This is a genomic window from Acinetobacter sp. F-1 (assembly GCF_022869025.1).
GTDB lineage: Bacteria > Pseudomonadota > Gammaproteobacteria > Pseudomonadales > Moraxellaceae > Acinetobacter > Acinetobacter pseudolwoffii.
Map to the genome: position 1 here is coordinate 330581 of NZ_JAJKFX010000002.1, position 19947 is coordinate 350527.

14 protein-coding genes and 8 tRNA genes are annotated in these 19947 nt (G+C 44.7%); 8 read left to right on the plus strand and 14 right to left on the minus strand.

Going from position 1 to position 19947, the window contains the following annotated elements:
* Positions 1-879 precede the first annotated feature (879 nt).
* Positions 880-1587: a nitroreductase gene (locus tag LOZ91_RS03530; RefSeq protein ID WP_005097826.1), complete on the plus strand. Its 708-nt coding sequence runs from the start codon at positions 880-882 to the stop codon at positions 1585-1587.
* Between the two features lie 79 nt (positions 1588-1666).
* On the opposite strand, the gene LOZ91_RS03535 is transcribed toward LOZ91_RS03530, so the two are convergent.
* Positions 1667-2884: a multidrug effflux MFS transporter gene (locus LOZ91_RS03535; protein WP_100355565.1), complete on the minus strand. Its 1218-nt coding sequence runs from the start codon at positions 2882-2884 to the stop codon at positions 1667-1669.
* A 139-nt stretch (positions 2885-3023) separates the two neighbouring features.
* On the opposite strand from LOZ91_RS03535, the gene yccS reads away from it, so the two are divergent.
* From yccS to LOZ91_RS03555, 4 genes are all read left to right on the plus strand, one after another.
* Positions 3024-5198 carry a YccS family putative transporter gene (gene yccS, locus LOZ91_RS03540; RefSeq protein WP_074383432.1) on the plus strand — a complete coding sequence of 725 codons (2175 nt, stop codon included), beginning with the start codon at positions 3024-3026 and terminating at the stop codon, positions 5196-5198.
* An 85-nt stretch (positions 5199-5283) separates the two neighbouring features.
* Positions 5284-5844, plus strand: a complete 561-nt coding sequence (locus LOZ91_RS03545; protein WP_005169724.1) for a YcxB family protein — start codon at positions 5284-5286, stop codon at positions 5842-5844.
* 170 nt (positions 5845-6014) lie between these two features.
* Positions 6015-8594, plus strand: a complete 2580-nt coding sequence (locus tag LOZ91_RS03550) for a sulfite reductase flavoprotein subunit alpha (RefSeq protein ID WP_244782658.1) — start codon at positions 6015-6017, stop codon at positions 8592-8594.
* A 95-nt stretch (positions 8595-8689) separates the two neighbouring features.
* A complete protein-coding gene (locus LOZ91_RS03555; RefSeq protein WP_244782659.1) occupies positions 8690-9484 on the plus strand; it encodes a YdcF family protein in 795 nt (264 codons plus the stop codon).
* A gap of 24 nt (positions 9485-9508) precedes the next feature.
* On the opposite strand, the gene LOZ91_RS03560 is transcribed toward LOZ91_RS03555, so the two are convergent.
* From LOZ91_RS03560 to LOZ91_RS03610, 11 genes are all read right to left on the minus strand, one after another.
* On the minus strand, positions 9509-9967 hold the full coding sequence (locus tag LOZ91_RS03560; RefSeq protein WP_005097833.1) for a DUF2750 domain-containing protein: 459 nt from the start codon (positions 9965-9967) through the stop codon (positions 9509-9511).
* A 71-nt stretch (positions 9968-10038) separates the two neighbouring features.
* A tRNA-Val gene (locus LOZ91_RS03565) sits at positions 10039-10114 on the minus strand.
* 99 nt (positions 10115-10213) lie between these two features.
* Positions 10214-10290 (minus strand) — tRNA-Asp (locus tag LOZ91_RS03570).
* Positions 10291-10302: 12 nt separating this feature from the next.
* Positions 10303-10378: transfer RNA gene (locus LOZ91_RS03575), tRNA-Val, on the minus strand.
* A 70-nt stretch (positions 10379-10448) separates the two neighbouring features.
* A tRNA-Asp gene (locus LOZ91_RS03580) sits at positions 10449-10525 on the minus strand.
* A gap of 14 nt (positions 10526-10539) precedes the next feature.
* Positions 10540-10615, minus strand: a tRNA-Val gene (locus LOZ91_RS03585).
* A gap of 21 nt (positions 10616-10636) precedes the next feature.
* Positions 10637-10713: transfer RNA gene (locus LOZ91_RS03590), tRNA-Asp, on the minus strand.
* A gap of 48 nt (positions 10714-10761) precedes the next feature.
* A tRNA-Asp gene (locus LOZ91_RS03595) sits at positions 10762-10838 on the minus strand.
* 28 nt (positions 10839-10866) lie between these two features.
* Positions 10867-10942: transfer RNA gene (locus LOZ91_RS03600), tRNA-Val, on the minus strand.
* Between the two features lie 496 nt (positions 10943-11438).
* Complete coding sequence (elsL, locus tag LOZ91_RS03605; protein WP_244782660.1) at positions 11439-11972, minus strand: cell wall-recycling L,D-carboxypeptidase ElsL; 534 nt, start codon at positions 11970-11972, stop codon at positions 11439-11441.
* Positions 11969-12427: a YbaN family protein gene (locus LOZ91_RS03610; RefSeq protein WP_244782661.1), complete on the minus strand. Its 459-nt coding sequence runs from the start codon at positions 12425-12427 to the stop codon at positions 11969-11971. Before LOZ91_RS03610 ends, elsL begins: the two co-directional genes overlap by 4 nt.
* 87 nt (positions 12428-12514) lie before the next feature.
* On the opposite strand from LOZ91_RS03610, the gene LOZ91_RS03615 reads away from it, so the two are divergent.
* The 3 genes from LOZ91_RS03615 (at position 12515) to dapE (ending at position 14913) form a co-directional block, all read left to right on the plus strand.
* A complete protein-coding gene (locus LOZ91_RS03615) occupies positions 12515-13390 on the plus strand; it encodes a DUF1853 family protein (RefSeq protein ID WP_005097841.1) in 876 nt (291 codons plus the stop codon).
* Between the two features lie 112 nt (positions 13391-13502).
* A complete protein-coding gene (locus LOZ91_RS03620; protein ID WP_004280704.1) occupies positions 13503-13655 on the plus strand; it encodes an entericidin A/B family lipoprotein in 153 nt (50 codons plus the stop codon).
* 121 nt (positions 13656-13776) lie between these two features.
* A complete protein-coding gene (gene dapE, locus LOZ91_RS03625) occupies positions 13777-14913 on the plus strand; it encodes a succinyl-diaminopimelate desuccinylase (RefSeq protein WP_005169709.1) in 1137 nt (378 codons plus the stop codon).
* 65 nt (positions 14914-14978) lie between these two features.
* Here the strand turns inward: dapE and LOZ91_RS03630 are convergent, their stop codons facing one another.
* Together LOZ91_RS03630 and LOZ91_RS03635 are read right to left on the minus strand one after the other, a co-directional pair.
* Positions 14979-15437 carry a hypothetical protein gene (locus LOZ91_RS03630; protein WP_074383437.1) on the minus strand — a complete coding sequence of 153 codons (459 nt, stop codon included), beginning with the start codon at positions 15435-15437 and terminating at the stop codon, positions 14979-14981.
* A gap of 3 nt (positions 15438-15440) precedes the next feature.
* Positions 15441-19895 carry an Hpt domain-containing protein gene (locus LOZ91_RS03635; RefSeq protein WP_244782662.1) on the minus strand — a complete coding sequence of 1485 codons (4455 nt, stop codon included), beginning with the start codon at positions 19893-19895 and terminating at the stop codon, positions 15441-15443.
* Positions 19896-19947: the final 52 nt, after the last annotated feature.

Below are 19947 nucleotides of genomic sequence, written 5' to 3' on the forward strand. Positions count from 1 at the left end.
ATTCTAAAAGTGATGCAGAGATACCGAGCTTTAGATCTCTCATCGATTTCGACCTAAAATATTCTGACCTCATCTAATGCTTTTAAAATAACAAAATGATCCACCATCTCTTTCAAACTTATGAATATCATCATCACGATCATATTCAACAAATGAGAGATTTATAAAAGCCAAAATACAGCTTTGATTTAAGCTCTATTGCTGTCAATGAATGGTATAAGCATACAAATTTAACAGGAGAGTCAGATCTATAAGACTGTGTTCTACTTCTCAAAAAACACCAAGGTTTAGTGAGCGCTTTTAACCTGACTAGCTTAATTCAAGCCACTTGGAATAGCGTTATTTAAAATAAATCTTGTGCATGCCGACCTTGAATTTTCCCAAAGCGCATGGATTAAGATGAAAAGCTGCATATTATGCTGTTTCTTTGTATAAAGTTTTATTGTTTTTTATTAAGAATAGTTAATCAATCTATAAAAAATAATTATTAGTCTAGGGTTTTTAGATGAGGGTCAAACTCTCTAGTTATCGAAAAAAAATATTAATCTCTTACTTAAAACTTTATCAAACCAAGAAATTTCAATGAAATTAATGTGGTTTTCTATCCCAATCCACTTCATCTGTGCAGGCAATTGTTATGCTCAAATGGCTCAAGCATCCGAGTTTTAAGCTAATTTTTAATTTCATCAAAGCTTTTTAACCAATGCCCTAGCTATTTGACTGAGGCTATTTAAAACATCAAGCTAGATATCAATCTTTTGTTTCACTGATAAATACTTTTTCCATTCGGGCCAAGGATTTAATTTTTCTGTCCACCCTACTGTTTGTTTAGTTTATAGTCATTCAAAACTTCATATGGATATTCGATTGGACATCAAAATGGATCAAAAACTTGTTCATGCTGTAGATCAAACGATCACCTCTCGCCATTCGGTGCGCGCTTTTTTAAATACGCCGGTCAGTACAGACATCTTGAAACAGATTTTAACTGTGGCCAGCCGCGCACCTTCGGGCACCAATACCCAACCTTGGAAAGTCTATGTTGTGACAGGTAAAAAACGCGATGAACTGGTAGAACGCGTCTGTCAGGCCCAAATGCAAATCTATGCCAATCCCGAGCTGGCGGAACAATACCAAGAAACCTTTGCCTATTATCCTGAACAATGGCTCTCGCCGTTTATTGAACGTCGTCGTGAAAATGGTTGGGGCTTATATGGTTTGCTGAATATTCAAAAAGGCGAAAAAGAAAAAATGGCACGGCAGCAGCTGCGTAATTTTGAATTATTTGATGCACCGGTGGGACTGTTTTTTACCGTACATCGCTCTTTGGCCATTGGTTCGAAAATGGATATTTCGATGATGATCCAGAATGTCATGATTGCAGCAAAAGCCCGCGGTCTGGATACTTGCCCGCAGGCCGCCTGGAATCATTTCCATCCCATCGTACTCGATCTGGTCGGTGCACCTGAACATGAAGAACTGGTCTGTGGCATGGCCTTGGGCTATGCCGATCCAGAGCAGATCATTAACAGCTTTATTACGCCGCGTGTCCCGGTAGAAGAATTCGCTGTATTTATTGATGAGTGATTGAATCAAGGCTGAGTCTATCGACTTGGCCTTATTTTCAGATCTTTAGATTTTATCTGGCCAGAGCCAGATCAGGCATTTATTCATGTTTGAATACTGGCAGCTCAAGTTGACAAATTGCCCAGACGGCAATACAAACAAAAACCAGCATAATCAATGCCATATTTAATAAAGCATTCCAAACCAGAAAATTTAGTAAAAGCCCGCCCAATAAGCCACAGACAAATTGCATACTGCCCATAATCGCGCTAGCAGTTCCTGCACGTGCACCCTGCTTCGCCATAGCCAATGCCATAGCATTCGGGCCAGTAAAACCGATCGACGCCACCACGACAAACATGCCCAGCAAGACCAATGCAATAGAATCTACATCCAGATAGCCAAGCAATACTAAAACGAAAACACCCACTAACTGTAGAACAATGCCGATTTTAAGGCGTTGCAATATCGAGAAACGCCCAGCCAGACGTTTATTCAAGGTCGAAAATAACATGATCCCGACAGCATTGGCACCAAAGGCATAGGCAAACTGCTGCTCAGTCAGTTGATAACGATCCATCAAAATGGCCGAAGATGCACTGATATAACAGAACATCACCGCACTGGAAAAACAGCCGGCATAAAGCGGATGTCGAAAGCTTTGATCCTGAAAAATGCTACGGTACAAACTTAGAACCTGTTGAACGTTCAGCTTGAGACGGCGTTCTGGTTCCAGAGTTTCTTTAAAGAGAAAATGTACACAGGCCAGACTCAGCAGACCGCAGCCCATCAGCACCAAAAAAATCACATTCCATTCATAAAACATCAACACCCAGGCCCCCAGACTCGGCGCGAGAATGGGTGCAATCGCGGTCACAATCATCATGCTGGCAAAAGCCTGAGCTGCTGAATGCATATCCAGACGATCACGAATGGCCGCACGGGCCATGACTACCCCGACACAACCACCCAAGGCCTGCAGAATCCGTGCAGCGATCAGACTCCATTCATCCTGTGCAAACACACACAGCAGACTTGCCACAATGTATAAACACAGCCCAAAATACAGCGGTGGTTTACGCCCAATCCGGTCACTGATCGGCCCATAAATCAGTTGCCCCACAGCCAGACCGAAGAAGTAAGCCGGCAGGCTATTGGAAACCATTTGGGTACTGACGCCAAAATCTGCTGCCATCGCCGGCAAGGCAGAAAGATACATATCAATGGATAAAGGCCCGAGCGCACTCAGCGCCGCTAGCAAAACAATCCAGGACATGGCATAAGGTGGTTGTACGATTTTATTCGATGGCATAAGCATGAAGATTTAAAGCGCTAATATGCAGACAAGTTAACACAGTGCATAGTATGATTTAGCTTGAAATGAAATTTTATAAACCTACTATTTTTCATTGGCATATTCAGATTCATCTGTAAGACTGCAGTATAAAGGACGACTTTTGAAATCTTGGCTCACTCGTCTCAAGCAAACCACCTATAATACGACCTTGATGTATAACCTGCGTATGATGACGGCATTTGCAGGTACCGCCTTTGTTCCCTATTTTATGGGGCAACAATTGATGACGATTCCCCTGACTTTAGGTGTGGTCGCAGCCGGTTTAAGCGATATTGATGACCGCTTTTCGGTGCGTATTCTCAATCTGCTATATACCTACATGGGTTTCTTTATTACTGCGGTTGGCGTTTATCTGCTCTATCCTTATCCGCCGCTGTTCGCCTTGGCCTTGATTGTTTCTTGTATTGGCCTGATTCTGCTTGGCTCCCTTGGCAGGCGCTATGCCACAATTTCTTATGGCTGTCTGGTGGTTTCCGTCTATGCCATGCTGGGTGTCGAACTGTTCGATGAATGGTATAAGCAGGCCGGCTTGCTGGTCATCGGTGCGATGTGGTACGGCATTCTGTCGACACTCAGTTTCCTGGTCTTCCCTGCCCGGTTGGCACAAGACAAGCTTGCCACCTCTTATGCTTCGCTTGGTGACTTTTTATATGCCAAGTCCAATCTGTTTGATGTGGACATGACCCCGACCAGTTATCAGCAGAGCATGATTGATCTTTCTCTTGAAAATGGCAAACTGATTGCCATTTTTAACGAAATGAAAACGGCGCTCTTGACCCGTCTAAAAGGCGACCGTGGGCAAAAAGATACCCGTCGCAGTCTGCAATATTATTTTGTGGCGCAGGATATTCATGAACGTGCCGATTCAGCCCATATTGATTATCAGAAACTGGCCAAGATTTTCCAGCACAGCGACATCTTGTTCCGCTTTCAGCGCATCATGTCGATTCAGGGCAAAGCCTGCAAGGACCTGAGCGAAAGTTTGCTGCTGCGCAAGCCTTATGTACATAACAAACGCTTCAAGCATGCTTTTGACAATCTTCGGCTGTCTCTGGAGAAATTACGTCAGGATCAGCATTATGATCAGGTCTGGATTAATGCCTTATTTTCACTATTTCAGAACCTGAAATCGATTGATGCCCAGTTACGTAACCTGGAAACCGAGCAAAGTATCAAAGCCGAGCGCTTTAAACATATCGAAAACCAGCTCAGAGATGATGACCTGAAAGGCTGGGATGACATCAAGGTTCGAATTAAACAGCATCTCACTCCAGAATCGGTGCTGTTCCGGCATGCCATCCGCCTGTCGATTGTGCTGCTGATCAGCTATATCTTTGTACAGGTCAGCAATATTGAATATGGTTACTGGATTTTATTAACTGCATTGTTTGTCAGCCAGCCAAACTTTAACGCCACCAAGCGGCGTTTACGTCTGCGGATTGTCGGTACCTTGGTCGGTATTATTTTCGGTTATGCCATTTTATATTTTGTACCTTCTGTCGAAGGACAATTATTACTGCTGGTGTTCAGCGGGATCTTGTTCTTTGAATTGCGTAGTAAACAGTATGCCCAAGCCACGGCCTTTATCACGATTCTTGCCTTGATCAACTTCAATCTGGATGGTATGGGCTTTGCTGCGGCTATCCCGCGGATGATTGATACCCTGATTGGCTGTGCCATTGCCTGGTTCGGGGTCAGCTTTATTTTCCCGGACTGGAAGTTCCGACGTTTGCCGCGCAGTATCAAACGCAGCTTGCAGGCAGAAGCGGACTATTTAAGTGAAGTGATCGAGCAATATAAATCGGGGCGTAATAATGGCCTGAAATATCGGATTGTGCGCCGTGCTGCCCACAATACCGATGCCGAGGTGGCTTCACTCATTTCGACCCTGGCCACTGAACCGGATATTGATCCGGTACAAAAATCGCTGGCCTTTGAGTTCCTGTGTCTGAACCATACCTTTATCAGTTATATCGCCGCGCTGGGTGCGCACCGGGGAAGAATTGAGGATCAGGACATTCTGAATTTACTGGATAATGCATTAGAGAACATTCGCGGTGCATTATTACGAGACGAAACGCCCGATTTAAGGGCGCAAAATATGATCGTCCATATTCGTCAGCGCCTGTCACATGATCAGGAACAAGATCAGAAATCTCTGATCATTTTGCAGCAGCTGTCTTTAATGTTCAGTATTTTAAACCAGTTGAGCCAATTGAAACAAAGTTTGAGTCATGAGCGTGATGAACAGGCAACAGAACTCGGTTCATTATAATTTGGATGATTTTGGAACAATATACTCACTGAATTGGTACAATTAATGCTAAACTTTTTACAGTTTTAAATCTGCTAGTTTCACTATGACCGCGAAAAATTTATACGCTTATACCCTACAGCCTGTGAACTATGAAATTTCAGAAGCCGAGCAGCGTCATGCTCAGCTGGTGATCTGGCGTAGTACCAATAAAATTGGCATGAAAGCATGGCTGATCATGGGTGCTGTTGTTGCACTTTCTATTCTGGGCCTTCTGCTTCTCAAGAACTATTCAACCGTGTTCTGCTGGGTGGCGATTGCCTGTGTGGTGTTGTATTACCTGATCCGTACCTTTGGTCTGGAATGGTATGTTAAACGCAAGATGAACGAATTTCCGGTACAGGAAATCAAAGGTGTTCGTCTGGGCGTACAACCGCACGGTATCATCATGCGTCAGAAAATGGGCATGCAGGAAGGTGTGGGTGCGATCAGCTGGAAAGACATTTATGAATGGTACAACACACCAGAATTCATGTTGGTCAATTTCAAGGTAAAAGGCCAGCAAGGTGCTTATATCCTGCCTAAACGTCTGGACAGCAAAAACTTTTCTTTTAACACGATTCGTAAGCATCTAGAAGCAGAAGTTGGCGCAGCCAAACAAATCTAAACTTGTACACGTTTCAACAAAAAACCTCCTGCCCCGGCATGGAGGTTTTTTTAATCCTAAAACAATAAATGATAATGAGAATAAATATTATCCTCAACACCTATAATTCAGTATTAAAGTTCAGTTATAATTTGGCCACTTTTATAAAGCTCACCCTTAATCTGACGACCATGTTTAAAAAAACATTTTTCCAAATCCACTGGTTTCTGGGGATTACAGCAGGTTTAATCCTCTCTTTGATGGGCGTCACTGGCGCAATTTATTCCTATGAACAACAAATCTTAAAATGGATAAATAACGACAGTTATACGGTTCAGGTTCAGCAAGGTGACAAACTTACGCCTGCTCAGCTGTATCAGCATTTTCAAAATACCACTCCAGAGATGAAGATTAACAGTATTAGCGTGGCACAAGATCCAAGTGCTTCAAGTACTGTAAATATTGCCAAAGAGGGAGCACGGCGTGGTCATAACATCCTGATCAATCCCTATACTGCCGAAGTTTTGCCTGAAATTAAGGGTCGGGAATTTTTCCAGTTTATTCAGCAACTGCATCGTAATTTAACGGTTGGCCCGGTCGGCAAACAGATTACCGGTGCTTGTACTTTAATGCTGATCTTTTTCGTCTTGTCCGGTCTTTACCTGCGCTGGCCAAAGCGTCATTCGATCAAGCAATGGTTCTTTGTAAAACCCAAGCTGAAAGGCCGTAATTTTATCTGGGATCTGCATGCTGTTGTGGGAACCTGGGTGGTGATTTTCTACCTGATTCTGGCTTGTACCGGCCTGTACTGGTCCTATGACTGGTGGCGTAGCGGGATGTTTAAAGTTCTCGGCGTTGAACGTCCACAGCCTACCATGCAAGCCAATGCGGGCAATAATCGTGGTGAAGGACGTCAAGGTGGCGAACGCGGCCCACGTGGTGAAGGACGCGAAGAAGGCATGAATCCAGAACAGATTAGCCGCGCGCTAGATTTGAGCTGGACTGGCTTTAATACTGAATTTTCAGATAAATATTCCACAGTAACCTTTAATCTTCCCAAAAAACCCGACGGCAGCATGCAGCTCAGCTTTGTCGATCCGGTTGCCCAACATGAACGTGCGCGGAACAGTGCCACTTATAATTACCAGACAGCCGAATTTACAGAAGTTGAGCTCTATGAAGATAAAAAGCTCAATGAAAAGATCATGAGCAGCATGTTACCGGTGCATCGTGGCAGCTTCTTCGGCCCGATCTACCAGTTCTTTGCCATGGTCGCAGCCTTGTTAATGCCATTATTCTTTGTGACAGGCTGGATGCTGTATCTGAAACGTCGTAAACAGAAGCACTTAACGCTGGCAGCGCGTCAGGGTGTCACTCCAGTTGACTTAGATGAAAATGCCAAACCTTGGCTAATTGCTTATGCATCACAAACAGGTGTCTCAGAACAACTGGCTTGGCGTACAGCAACTGCCCTGCAGGAAGCACGTCAACCGGCAACAGTAAAAGCGGTACAACAACTGACGCTTGCCGATTTACAGCAAACTGAGCAGGTATTATTTGTTGCCAGTACTTATGGCACAGGTGAAGCACCTGATCTGGCCTCTTCTTTTGAGAAAAAAATCCTGTCTGGCAAAGCTGATTTGCGGCATTTAAATTATGCGGTGTTGGCGCTCGGTTCTCAAGAATATCCGGATAGCTATTGCAGTTTTGGTCACCGTATTGACCAGTGGTTGCAGCAAAATGGTGCCCAGCAGTTATTCACTACCATTGAAGTGGATAATGCCAATAATGAGCACATCCAGCAATGGAATACTGCACTGGCACAAGTAACTCGCCTTGAACTGCAAGCCATGGGTATCGATAAAACCTTTGATCAGTGGACACTGACTCAACGTGAAATCCTCAATCCAGGTAGTCTGGGTGCTCCTGCCTTTAATATCGAACTGATTCCTGAGCATGAAGCAATCTGGCAAGCAGGTGATATTGCCGAGATTCAGCCAGCTAACAGTCCGGAACGTATTCAGGCATTTATGCAACAACACAATATTGCTGCCGGCACACAAGTGCCTTCTATGCAGCAAAGCATTGAGCGCGCGCTTTGGGATCGTGATCTGACTCAGGCAGAACCTTTTGATTCAATGGATCAGCTCCTCAAGCAATTACCGGCTTTGGCATCACGTGAATACTCGATTGCCAGCATTCCAAGTCAGCAAGTCCTGCGTCTGGTGGTACGTCAGCAAGCTGATGCGAATGGAAATCTAGGTCTGGGTTCAGGCTGGTTAACCCAGCATGCCGCACTCAATGCACCGATTGCGCTACGCATTCGCAGCAACGAATCGTTCCACCTGATTGATGATAACCGTCCGATCATTTGTATTGGGAATGGTACCGGTATTGCTGGTTTAATGAGTCTGCTCAGCTCCCGTAACCGTCAGGAATACACCCAAAACTGGCTGATCTTCGGTGAACGTCAGCGTGAACATGATTTTTTCTTTGCAGAAACCATTCAGGCCTGGTTGCAAATGGGAACCCTGAAACGGCTGGATCTTGCGTTCTCTCGTGACCAGCAGGAAAAAGTCTATGTGCATCATAAATTACGGGAACAGGCTGAAGAGCTGAAAACCTGGGTTGCCCAAGGCGCAGTGATTTATGTCTGTGGTAGCATCAATGGCATGGCCAGTGATGTCGATCAGGCCCTGACCGAGATACTTGGTGAAACGCTGCTCGATCAATTACGTCTGGATGGCCGTTATCGCCGTGATGTATATTAAGATGAACTGATATACTAAAAACCGGGCGCAATAGCCCGGTTTTTGAAAATACAAAAGTAATAATAAAAATATGAATAAGAAAAAAGGAAACTTGGATGCTCAATCAACTTAAACGAAGTCTCAGTCTGATCTTTGGCTTGATCCTCTGTATCAATAGCGTCTGGTTACTGAATCAGGATCAAAGGCATTTTGGTATCATGCTGTCTATCATCATTGGTGTGGCACTGATCCTGTATGCCCTGCTTTTTTCATCTATTCAGCGCTGGAAACAAAATTCTCGACTCAGAACATTGTTCTGGAACAGTCTCTGGGGCGGATTTTTACTCTGGATGATCAGTGTTGCGATTTTTTTCGCTTATATCCAGATGTCGATCAACTCGAATATTCCTGCACAACCGGCTACAGCGATTCTGGTATTAGGTAGTGGGATTAACCAGGGTCAACCCTCACCCATCTTAAAAAATCGTCTGGATACTGCAGCAAAATATGCAGAACAATATCCAGATACGTTGATGATTATGACCGGGGGACGAAATTTCCGGGAAAGACAAAGCGAAGCTGAAGTCATGCAACATTATATTCATATGACCTATCCGCAGCTCAAAAACCCGATTCGCTTAGAAGATCAAAGCAGAAGCACCCAACAGAACCTGCAATATTCTCAGGCGATCTTGCAACAACAGAATATTGATCGAAATGAGCCTATTGTGATTGTGACCAACGATTTTCATAGCCCGCGTGCCCGTGCCATTGCCAGACATCAGGGCTATCAGCAAGTGATCAGTCTGAGTGCCCGCACTCCTCAGAATGCTCGCTACCATTCATGGCTACGTGAATATTTTGCGTTGATTAATGGCTGGCTGCTGAATGAATATTCACTGTTCCAATAAACAAGCTGCTTAACAACAAGAAAATTAATTTAAACGAATGTGTCTTGGCAAAGGCATATCCGGATTTTTAAAAAGTTCCGGCTTTTGCACATAGATCTGATACAGATAATTTTTGATATCCAGTAATAATTTTTCCGGTGCCACCAGAATATTCTGCCCTTCTGGCGTCAGATCAAGAGACACAATGGTACTTTCCTGACGTAAAAACGGAATCACTTTCTCTACAAAATCCTTGAGACCAATTTCCTGAATATCGTAATTCACCCAATTGTCTTTAATCAGCAGACGAGCCAGACCTTTACTGTGCCAGCAAGCAAATGCACGCTGTCCAGTAGGGGTCGCACACAAAGCCCAGCCATCCTGATAAAGCGCAAAAATGCCGGCATTCGCGACAATCGATTCAATATACTGTTTATAAAGGTGTTGGGGGTCGTATGTAGTTTGAGATTTGGTCGCTGCCTTGCGCTGATATGGATTTCTCATCGTCGTGAAACCTTCAAATTATTATAGACTTCAAATTCTATGAAATGTTCAGTGTTTAGGCAAGAAAGATATGGTGGGCGCTGACGGGATCGAACCGCCGACATTCTGCTTGTAAGGCAGACGCTCTACCAACTGAGCTAAGCGCCCTGAGAAAAACAACAGCGTTGTTTTTAATGACGCAAGACAAGGAATGTCTTGGTATATTGAACACTCAGATCTCAGGAATCCAAGCTTCTCATCTTAGGATGGCGCAGCGGACGGGGCTCGAACCCGCGACCCCCGGCGTGACAGGCCGGTATTCTAACCAACTGAACTACCGCTGCATCGTAAGAATCTGGTGGGCGCTGACGGGATCGAACCGCCGACATTCTGCTTGTAAGGCAGACGCTCTACCAACTGAGCTAAGCGCCCTGATAAAGAGTGTCAATCTTTAGTTTAATCAAATTTAAGCTCAGGGACCTAAATTTAATTCCTTTTGAAATGGCGCAGCGGACGGGGCTCGAACCCGCGACCCCCGGCGTGACAGGCCGGTATTCTAACCAACTGAACTACCGCTGCATCGCAAAAGATTATGGTGGGCGCTGACGGGATCGAACCGCCGACATTCTGCTTGTAAGGCAGACGCTCTACCAACTGAGCTAAGCGCCCTCAAAAGGTCTATTGTATAAATGGCGCAGCGGACGGGACTCGAACCCGCGACCCTCGGCGTGACAGGCCGATATTCTAACCAACTGAACTACCGCTGCATTTACACAATGTCGCTATTGTGGCAAACGAGAATCAAGATCTTAAAGTGGCGCAGCGGACGGGGCTCGAACCCGCGACCCCCGGCGTGACAGGCCGGTATTCTAACCAACTGAACTACCGCTGCAACTATAAGGTCTCAACATGAAAGAGCTTGGTGGGCGCTGACGGGATCGAACCGCCGACATTCTGCTTGTAAGGCAGACGCTCTACCAACTGAGCTAAGCGCCCTTTCTAAACGTCTATCATCGTTTGATGGGTGCATTATAGAGAATCTGCACAGCCTGTCAAACGCTTTTCGGAATGTTTTCCACTTTTTAGGTGTGAGTGATTAAAAAATAGGTTGTTTGTTAAAAAAAACAACACTTTTTGTTTATTTTTTAAGTCTCTACCGAAATTTTTTAATTTCCAAAATGAAAATCACAACAAAATTTCCTGTCTTCTCTTGCGAGATTTCAGACTCACTCAGGCAGTATGCTTTAGTTCCGATCAAGAATTATACAAAGCTTTAAAATTACTCGGCGTTGTGTTCATGTAATCTTTCAACTGTCATTTATTTTTATGTGAAAAATAGCGATAAAGTTTAGCTTTAGACGATGATTCAACCCGTTTCATGCTGTAAAAATAGGATCTGGATCAGATTAATAAATGTCTTAAACTGTATTAAATCATCTCATCCCGCCCGTAAAAACAAAATCATTTTCACATGACATTAAAGATCGATTCATTATTCAGTATGCACACCCTTCAGCATTTTTGAATCTAATGCATGTTCCGAGATATACACCAAAGCATTCTCACCCACCAGGTCAAAGAGTTCAGCGACCTCCAGATTATGCATACGAATACAGCCATGAGAAAGCGGCTCTCCCATCATTTCTGTTTCTGGCGTACCATGAATATAGATATAACGTTGATAGGTATCGTAGCCCTCGCCTTGATTAAAACCGGCTTCAAGCCCACTCAACCATAAAATACGGGTCAAGATCCAGTCACGTTGTGGAAACTCTGCTGCCAATTCAGCATCATAAATTTCACCCGTCGCCTGACGTGCAATAAATACACTGTTTAAAGGTGCATTCTGACCAAACTTTTCAGCGATCTTGTGCCAGCCACGTGGGGTCTTGCCACTATTTTCAGTTTCACCAATGCCATTTTTACCAGTGGAAATCAGATATTGCTTGTTTAGACGTGGCAAATACAGCTTTTGTTGGGCGAGATCAATCAGGATATCTGCTTGATCCAGATGCAAGGTACTCATGACTTGTTATTCTCTGAATCTACTTTATTTGACTCTGTTTTCTTTAACTTTATCTCTGTTTTTTCAGTATGAATCGTTTCTTTATGAAGCATCACCTGATCCGGTTCAGGACGTCGCCATAACCAGATGGCCACAATCAGCATGGTGATATTGGTAAAGGCTTTTACTGCCAAGGGTGCGGTAGTAAACAGCATGATAATCCCGCTGATCAGCATCATGATACTGGCCAGCCATTTGGCCTTACGCGGTACAGTACCATGCGCCCGCCAATCTCTTAAAGTCGAGCCATATTTGGGATGGTTCAATAACCAGTTATCCATTTGTGGCCAACCTTTAGATGCCGCCCAAGCAGCCAGAATCAAAAAGACCGTTGTTGGCATACCCGGCAGGATTGCACCGATAAAGCCCAGGATCACAAACAGCACCACCAGACTCCGCCAAAACAACACTTTCATACATCAACCCTAACCGCAGAATTCAGGTAGTATAAAGCGTTTTCCGATACTGTCCGTTGTATTTCTGCACTTTTCACAGGTTATACCATGTCTTTTTCCAGTTTAAACCAAAATCTTGTAGAAGCATGGCATCGTTATCAACATCCTCTGGTACGGCAACTGGCATTTGCTGTCGGCAGTCCGAATATCCTGTCCGGTATTCCCGAGGAGCTTGAACTCATACATCGCTTTGAGCTGCATGACAGCCAGACTTGGCAGCAATATCTTAGCCAGTATCATCCACGTTTGGAATTTCTCGATCAGCATCCAGAAGAATTAATCGAATTTGTGCAGCAACTGAAAAGCACGCGTTTGGGGCTACGCTTTGAAATGCTGGTCTGGTTCTGGTTACTCGACGATGCTTATCATCCCTATCAGCTACTCGGTCATAGTATTCAGCAAATTGAGGGTGCAAAAACCTTGGGTGAACTGGATTTCCTAGTCCTTAATACCGATACCGGACTGGTTGAACACTGGGAAATTGCCCTGAAATATTATCTGGCCGAAGCAGATTTTAGTCTGCCGCATTGGTACGGCCTGAACCGCACCGATACCTTAATCAGAAAAATGAACCATTTCACACAAAAACAGTTCCAATTTGATGAAGCTTTAGCACATTCTATTCAAAAACGTTTTTGTGTGATGAAGGGACAGTTGTATCTGCCGACCCATCATGCTGACCAGCCTATTCCCACCTGGATCAATACCGAGCGTCGCCTAGGTCTATGGGGACAGCATATTCCTGCTGCACAAGATGCGTTCTATCGCCTGCAACGGCATGAATGGATTTATCCGCAAGCCCAGCCAAGCAGTTTGACTGCGACCTGGTGGACGGATGGTCTCTATAAAAAAATCGATCGCAATGACTTCTATATGTATCGCCAACCGGTACTAAGCCAGTATCCATCACATAAGCCCCTATAAAGCATTACATTTATTAACCGAAGCACTATGAAAACCACATATTTTTTAGTGCGTATATTTTCTACTCTAAGTTCCACATCATAATAATTTTATTATTGATTATACGGAGATGATGATGAAAAAAATTCTTGCTGCTTCATTAATGATGGCTTTTGTATTAACTGGCTGTAACACCGTAAAAGGTATGGGCAAAGACGTGTCTAAGGCGGGCGATGCGGTAACCAATACTGCTGAAAAAACCTCTGACGAAATCCGTCAAAACTAGTTTTTTCTTAAATGCTCATAGAACCCTATCTCAGATAGGGTTTTTTTATATCGATCGTTCACATTCAAGCCGATATTCGCCTATTATAGAGCCGAGAAAATTATCGACTGTTGAAAACCGCATGAGCTCTTCCGCTACTCTCGATTTAAGCCTGCAACTATTACGTCAGCCTTCTGTCACCCCCATTGATCATGACTGCCAGAATATTATGGCGGAACGTTTAAAAAAGATTGGTTTCAATATTGAATCCATGCGTTTTGAAGATGTCGATAATATCTGGGCACGCAAAGGCACAGAAGGTCCGGTCTTCTGTTTCGCTGGCCATACCGATGTGGTGCCAACGGGCAACCTGGATGACTGGAACTCAGACCCATTTCTACCCGAAATCCGTGAAGGTAAACTTTATGGTCGTGGCAGTGCCGACATGAAAACGGCTTTGGCAGCTATGATCGTAGCGACAGAACGTTTTGTAGAAAAATACCCAAATCATAAAGGTTCAATTGCTTACCTGATTACGTCAGATGAGGAAGGCCCATCAATTAATGGTACAGTCAAGGTCATTGAAACCCTGGAAGCGCGTAATGAAAAAATTACCTGGTGTCTGGTCGGTGAACCGTCAAGTACCCATAAACTGGGGGATATTGTCAAGAATGGCCGTCGCGGTTCTTTAAATGCCAATCTCACGGTAACAGGCAAACAAGGTCATGTGGCATATCCGCATCTGGCAGTAAACCCGATTCATAGCGCCTCTAAAGCGATTGCCGAGCTGTGTGACACCGTCTGGGACCATGGCAATGAATATTTCCCGGCAACCACTTTCCAGATTTCCAATATCAATTCAGGTACAGGCGCAACCAATGTTGTTCCGGGTAGCATGAATCTGCTATTTAACTTCCGTTATTCAACTGAAGTGACTGCCGAAGAACTTAAAGCACGTACTGTGGAAATTCTGGATCGTCACGGTGTGGATTATGATATTTCCTGGACTTTATCTGGCTTGCCATTTCTGACCCCGGTCGGCGAGCTGGTCAATGCAGCTAAAACCGCTATTCTAAATGTCACAGGCACTGAAACCGAGCTTTCTACTTCTGGTGGAACCTCGGATGGCCGCTTTATTGCACCTACAGGCGCACAGGTACTGGAACTTGGCGTATTGAATGCCACCATTCATCAGATCAATGAGCATGTTGATATTGCCGATCTGGAGCCACTGGCTGAAATTTATGAACAGATTTTGGTAAATTTACTCGCCAATTAAGTAAATTCATAACGCAATAAAAAAGGAACTCCATGGAGTTCCTTTTTGATATTTGATAGTTTGCATTACAGCCCGATTGTAGCCTGAATATTCGTCATATTCGGAATATGGAACAGCTGTTCATTCATTCGTACATATTGGAAAATTGCAGAGTCATTCACCGGCTGATCGACATCGACCACTTCAGAAATACGAATCCGGATGGTTTTCGGCATTTCATTGCACATTAGGGCAAAACGCTGATTGATCTCATCACCTTCAATCACCAATGCCACGCCATGTTGACGTGAAGGCTCATTGATGGCATAGACTGGCAATTGTGCTTCATGCCATTCCACTGTCTTGACCTGGGTATTGCTGTCCAGCGCTGACAGCACAATGTTTTGTGGCAATAACATCGGATCTTTGCCATGACAGTCAATAATATAGGCATCAATAAATCCGGTCGATACCGTAATCAGATGCTGAAGTTCCTGCTGGCTAATCTGATCAGCCATCTTGCTCGTCGAATTGCTCTGACTCATCGATTACCCCTGTTTTTCGGCAATTAATTGTTGAATATTGGCCAGCAGTTCAGCTTCCTGGAACGGTTTACCCATATAGTGGGTCACGCCCAGACTGAATGCACGTTCACGATGTTTCTCACCAGTACGCGACGTAATCATGATAATCGGCAAGTCACGGTGAATATCATGGTGACGAACCAGGTTGGTGACTTCAAAACCATCCATACGTGGCATTTCGATATCCAGCAGCATCAGATCTGGTCTGACATTTTCTAGCTGCTCGATCGCATCTACACCATCTTTGGCGGTCACAATGTCATAGCCCTGACGTTCAAGCAGACGCGAAGTTACCTTACGTACTGTCACCGAGTCATCGACAATCATCACCAGACGGCGTGCGTTAGAATGACGCGAACCATCACGCTGATCATGCATCTGTTTCACACGCTGTGTCGCCTGAATCTGACGCGCAATATTCTGGCCATCGAGAATCAGACAGACCTGACCATCACCCAGAATCGTAGCACCCGCCACTACCCCGATGTTGGCAAACTGCTGTCCAATCGGTTTCACCACAATCTGTGCACGTGAACCCACCAGTTGATCGACCAGCAAGGCAATGGTTTGGCCACTGTTGCCCTTAATCAGAAGCACCGGCAATGAATGACCGACATTATTCAGACGTGGAATCGGCTGAGTACCGACAAATTCCGACAGATAACGCAGCTTGTAGTTTTCACCATCAATCTTGAAGTAATCATCTTTACTGTTAAAGTAAGTTTCCAATGTGGTCGGCGCAATCCGCACGATTCGGTCAATCTGCGCCAGAGAAATTGCATATTGCTGATCGCCCGCTTTCACCATCAAGGCATCACTGACGGCCACTGTCGTCGGTACGCGAATCGTAAAGACCGTGCCCTTACCCAGTTCCGAGCTGACCGAAACATGACCGCCGAGCAACTTGATTTCACTTTGTACCACGTCCAGACCAACGCCACGACCGGAAATCTGGGTGACTGCTTTTGCGGTAGTGAAACCAGGATGGAAGATATATTGTAGTATTTCATCCTGATCAATCGGCTGGTCGGCTTTGATCAGATCCAGACTGAGGGCTTTCTCACGAATTTTCTCCGCATCGATCCCCTTGCCATCATCACTGAAAGAAACGATGACATCGGTTCCTTGGCGGCTGATGTTCAATACAATAGAACCCACTTCCGGCTTGTTCAATGCCAGACGATCTGCGGTATCTTCCAGACCGTGGTCAATCGCATTACGCAACATATGTTCAAATGGCGTAACCAGACGTTCCAGAATATTACGGTCCAATTCACCTTCAGTATTCTGTACAATCAGTTCGGCAGGACGGTTCAAGGTGGTTGAGGTTTGACGCACAATACGTTGTAAACGCGGCAACATCCGGTCAAACGGCACCAGACGGGTACGCATCAGGCTTTCCTGAATCTCGGCCTGAATACGCGATTGTTGTAATAATAGACCTTCAGTTTCACGAATCTTGTCGGCCAAGGTGCTCTTGAAATCGACCAGATCCGATGCCGATTCTGCCAGAGATTTGGATAACTGGTTCAACGATGAATACTGGTCCATTTCCAGCGGATCGAAGTCGGCATAGCGCGAATTTTCTGAACCATGTTTGGCAATAATCTGTGATTCCAGCTCGCCTTCCATTCGACGCAACTGGTCGGCAAGTCGTTTGATCGCCAGTTCCATCTCGTTCAGGGTATTGCCAAGCTGACCCAGATCCATCTCGATCCGCGAACGGTTAATCGAGTTCTCACCCGACAGGTCAATCATCTTCTCGACCAGATCAGCAGAGATACGAATCATCTCGTTATTGCTATCGCTACTGCCTGTATTCGCCCACTCACCCATCATCTGTGGCGGTTCAGTACCATCACCCTCAACAAAACCAAAGTCGGTACTGACCACCAGATGTTCTGTTTTTGCCAGACGCTCAGGCAATTGCGCAGTGACGTCCACATAAGCAATCTTTTTCAGACTGCTTTGAAGCTGCTCAAAACCGCTATAGTCGCGCTGGAAAATTGCCTGTTTTAACCAGGCCAATGTTTTCTGCAATAAGCCATCATAGGCATTCGAGTTAAATTGATAAACTGCAAACTGCTCGAAAGTGGTTTCCAGTTCATAGGCAATGCTGGCCACCTCTTCAGTTTCAATCATGCGTGCACCACCTTTAATACTGTGGGCAGCACGTTGTAACTGAAGTAATAAACTACGGTCACTACGCTGATCAAACCATTGATTGAGCAGCTTCTCTGCATTGGCCAGAATTTCTTCAGACTCTTCGAGGAAGGTTTCTTCAACGATTGATTTCAGCTCATCTTCCTCAGAGCGTTCAACTTGATTTTCAGTAAATCTAGGGGTTTCAACAGTTTCAACTAATTTTTCTGTTTCAGCCAGACCAATTGCAGGCTGCTCTGTCGCCACTGATTCTTCGAATGGCACTTCAGGAGTCGATAGCATCTCTAACGCGGTCACGTTGAATTCAGCAGTTGTGCTTTCAACAGCAGCCAGCGTTTGCCCAGAAAGTAGTGCCTGAATATTTTGTAAAATTGCCACTGCTTCTGTCGCCGGATAATCAATGCCATCATCTCGAATGGACTGAATACGGTCGGACACGTTATCCTGTACCAGACGGATAATCTGGATTAAAGCAGGTGTTACGGCAATCTGCTGACGGATCACTCGTTCATAAATACTTTCCAGTTCATGGGCAATCAAACCGATATGCGAAGCCGCAATCATGTTTGCACCACCTTTTAAGGTATGCAAATGACGCATCAGATTGTTCAGTGAAGTCGTATCATCCTGTTTTTTGCTCCAGGTATTCAGATCTTCATCGATACCTGCCAGCAATTCATCCGCTTCTTCCAGGAAGATACTTAACAATTCTTCATCGAAATCACGATTGGTTGCAGCACTTTCCCGCTGTTGACGGTCGGTAGCAATCCGCTGGCTCAAGGCAGCGAAATCTACGCTGCCTGTGGTTAAGGTGTCAGCCGTTGGGATAATATCTGTGGTCGGCTCAACGCCTGACTTTTCAGTCTCTTCAGCAAAGATCTCAAGATCCTGTTGTACAAATGCCGACAGTTCACTTAAAGTTTTTTGAATGTCATCATTTAGAATGACGCGCTGTCCTGCAGCCAGGGTATCAAATAAATGAATAAATTCCTGATGTGCCTGTGCAAACAGTTCATAAGCATAATTGCTGTTTAACAGCACCGGCTTTTTAAGCAGGGCATCATAAGCCGATTTCAGATCTGCCGTGAATTCATGAATTCCTTTGGCCGCGCGGCTATCAGTATGCGCCAGTAATTCTGCAGCCTGTTGACTCAGTGCCTGGATATATTCCGGATAATCGACTTGTGCGCGTTTATCGAATTCAAACTCAGCATCGAGCAACAGGTCAATATCCAGTTCAACCAGTTTGGACACCAGACCTTGGGTTTGAACCGCATCTGATTCAATGACCGCAAAGCCATAATCACTCCAGACTGCTTCAAAAGTGGCATAGACCGCATCTAGTTTTTCGGTATCCCCCTGACCTAATAAATGCACATAATCACTGATAAATTCGGCATATTGAATCAGTAAGGCTGTTTCTTTTGAGGTCGAGACAATTTCATCTTGTAACAAGGTCTTAAATAACTGTTCAACTTTAGAGCTGGCTTCAAAAATCTGTTCAATCTGCGCCATCGATGAACTGCCACGCAAGGTATGAATGGCACGAATCAGGGCATTATAATCTTGTGATTTTTCATCTTCAGTACGCAGGAAGGTGGCAATCGTTTCCAGATGCTCTTCGGCTTCTTCAATGAAGATGGCCACGGTTTCTTCAATATCAGTGCGAACCGCTACTTCTACCGGCGCTGTTTCGATAATAGCAGCAGATTCACTTAGGTCATGATCTGCAATTTCCAGCCCTGTGGTCTGACCTTCGGCAGTCAAATGATCGGCCAATGCTAATAATTCTTCTAGCGCAGGTTCAGGTGAAAGGTTTTGTTGTAATTGTTGTCCCAACAGCAGCATTGGACGCAGGTCGAGATCGATTTCCTGTACATGTTTGAATTTTGGATATAAAGCATATTGATAGACATTCAGTACCGCTTGGGCAAATTTTTGCACCATCGCTGTCAGCTGAATTGAACCGGACAAGACCCGGTTCAGGGTATCTTCAACTGCCCAGGCCATTTCCCCTGCCGATTTTGCACCCACCATACGACCTGAACCTTTCAGGGTATGAAAATGACGGCGAATGGTCTTCAGATTTTCCTGATGATCTGGATTGACCAGCCATTCTGGAAATAAAGCATTTAACTCAACGAAGATTTCTTCGATTTCCTCAACAAAAATTTCAAGAATTTCTGCATCTTGATCAAGATAACTATCTTCAGGAAGCGTTGTCGTTTCAACTAAATTTTTTAATATTTCTTTCATAGCTTATGCTTCTTACGTTATGCCGCCAAGAAGGGCGCTCAAACTTAATTGT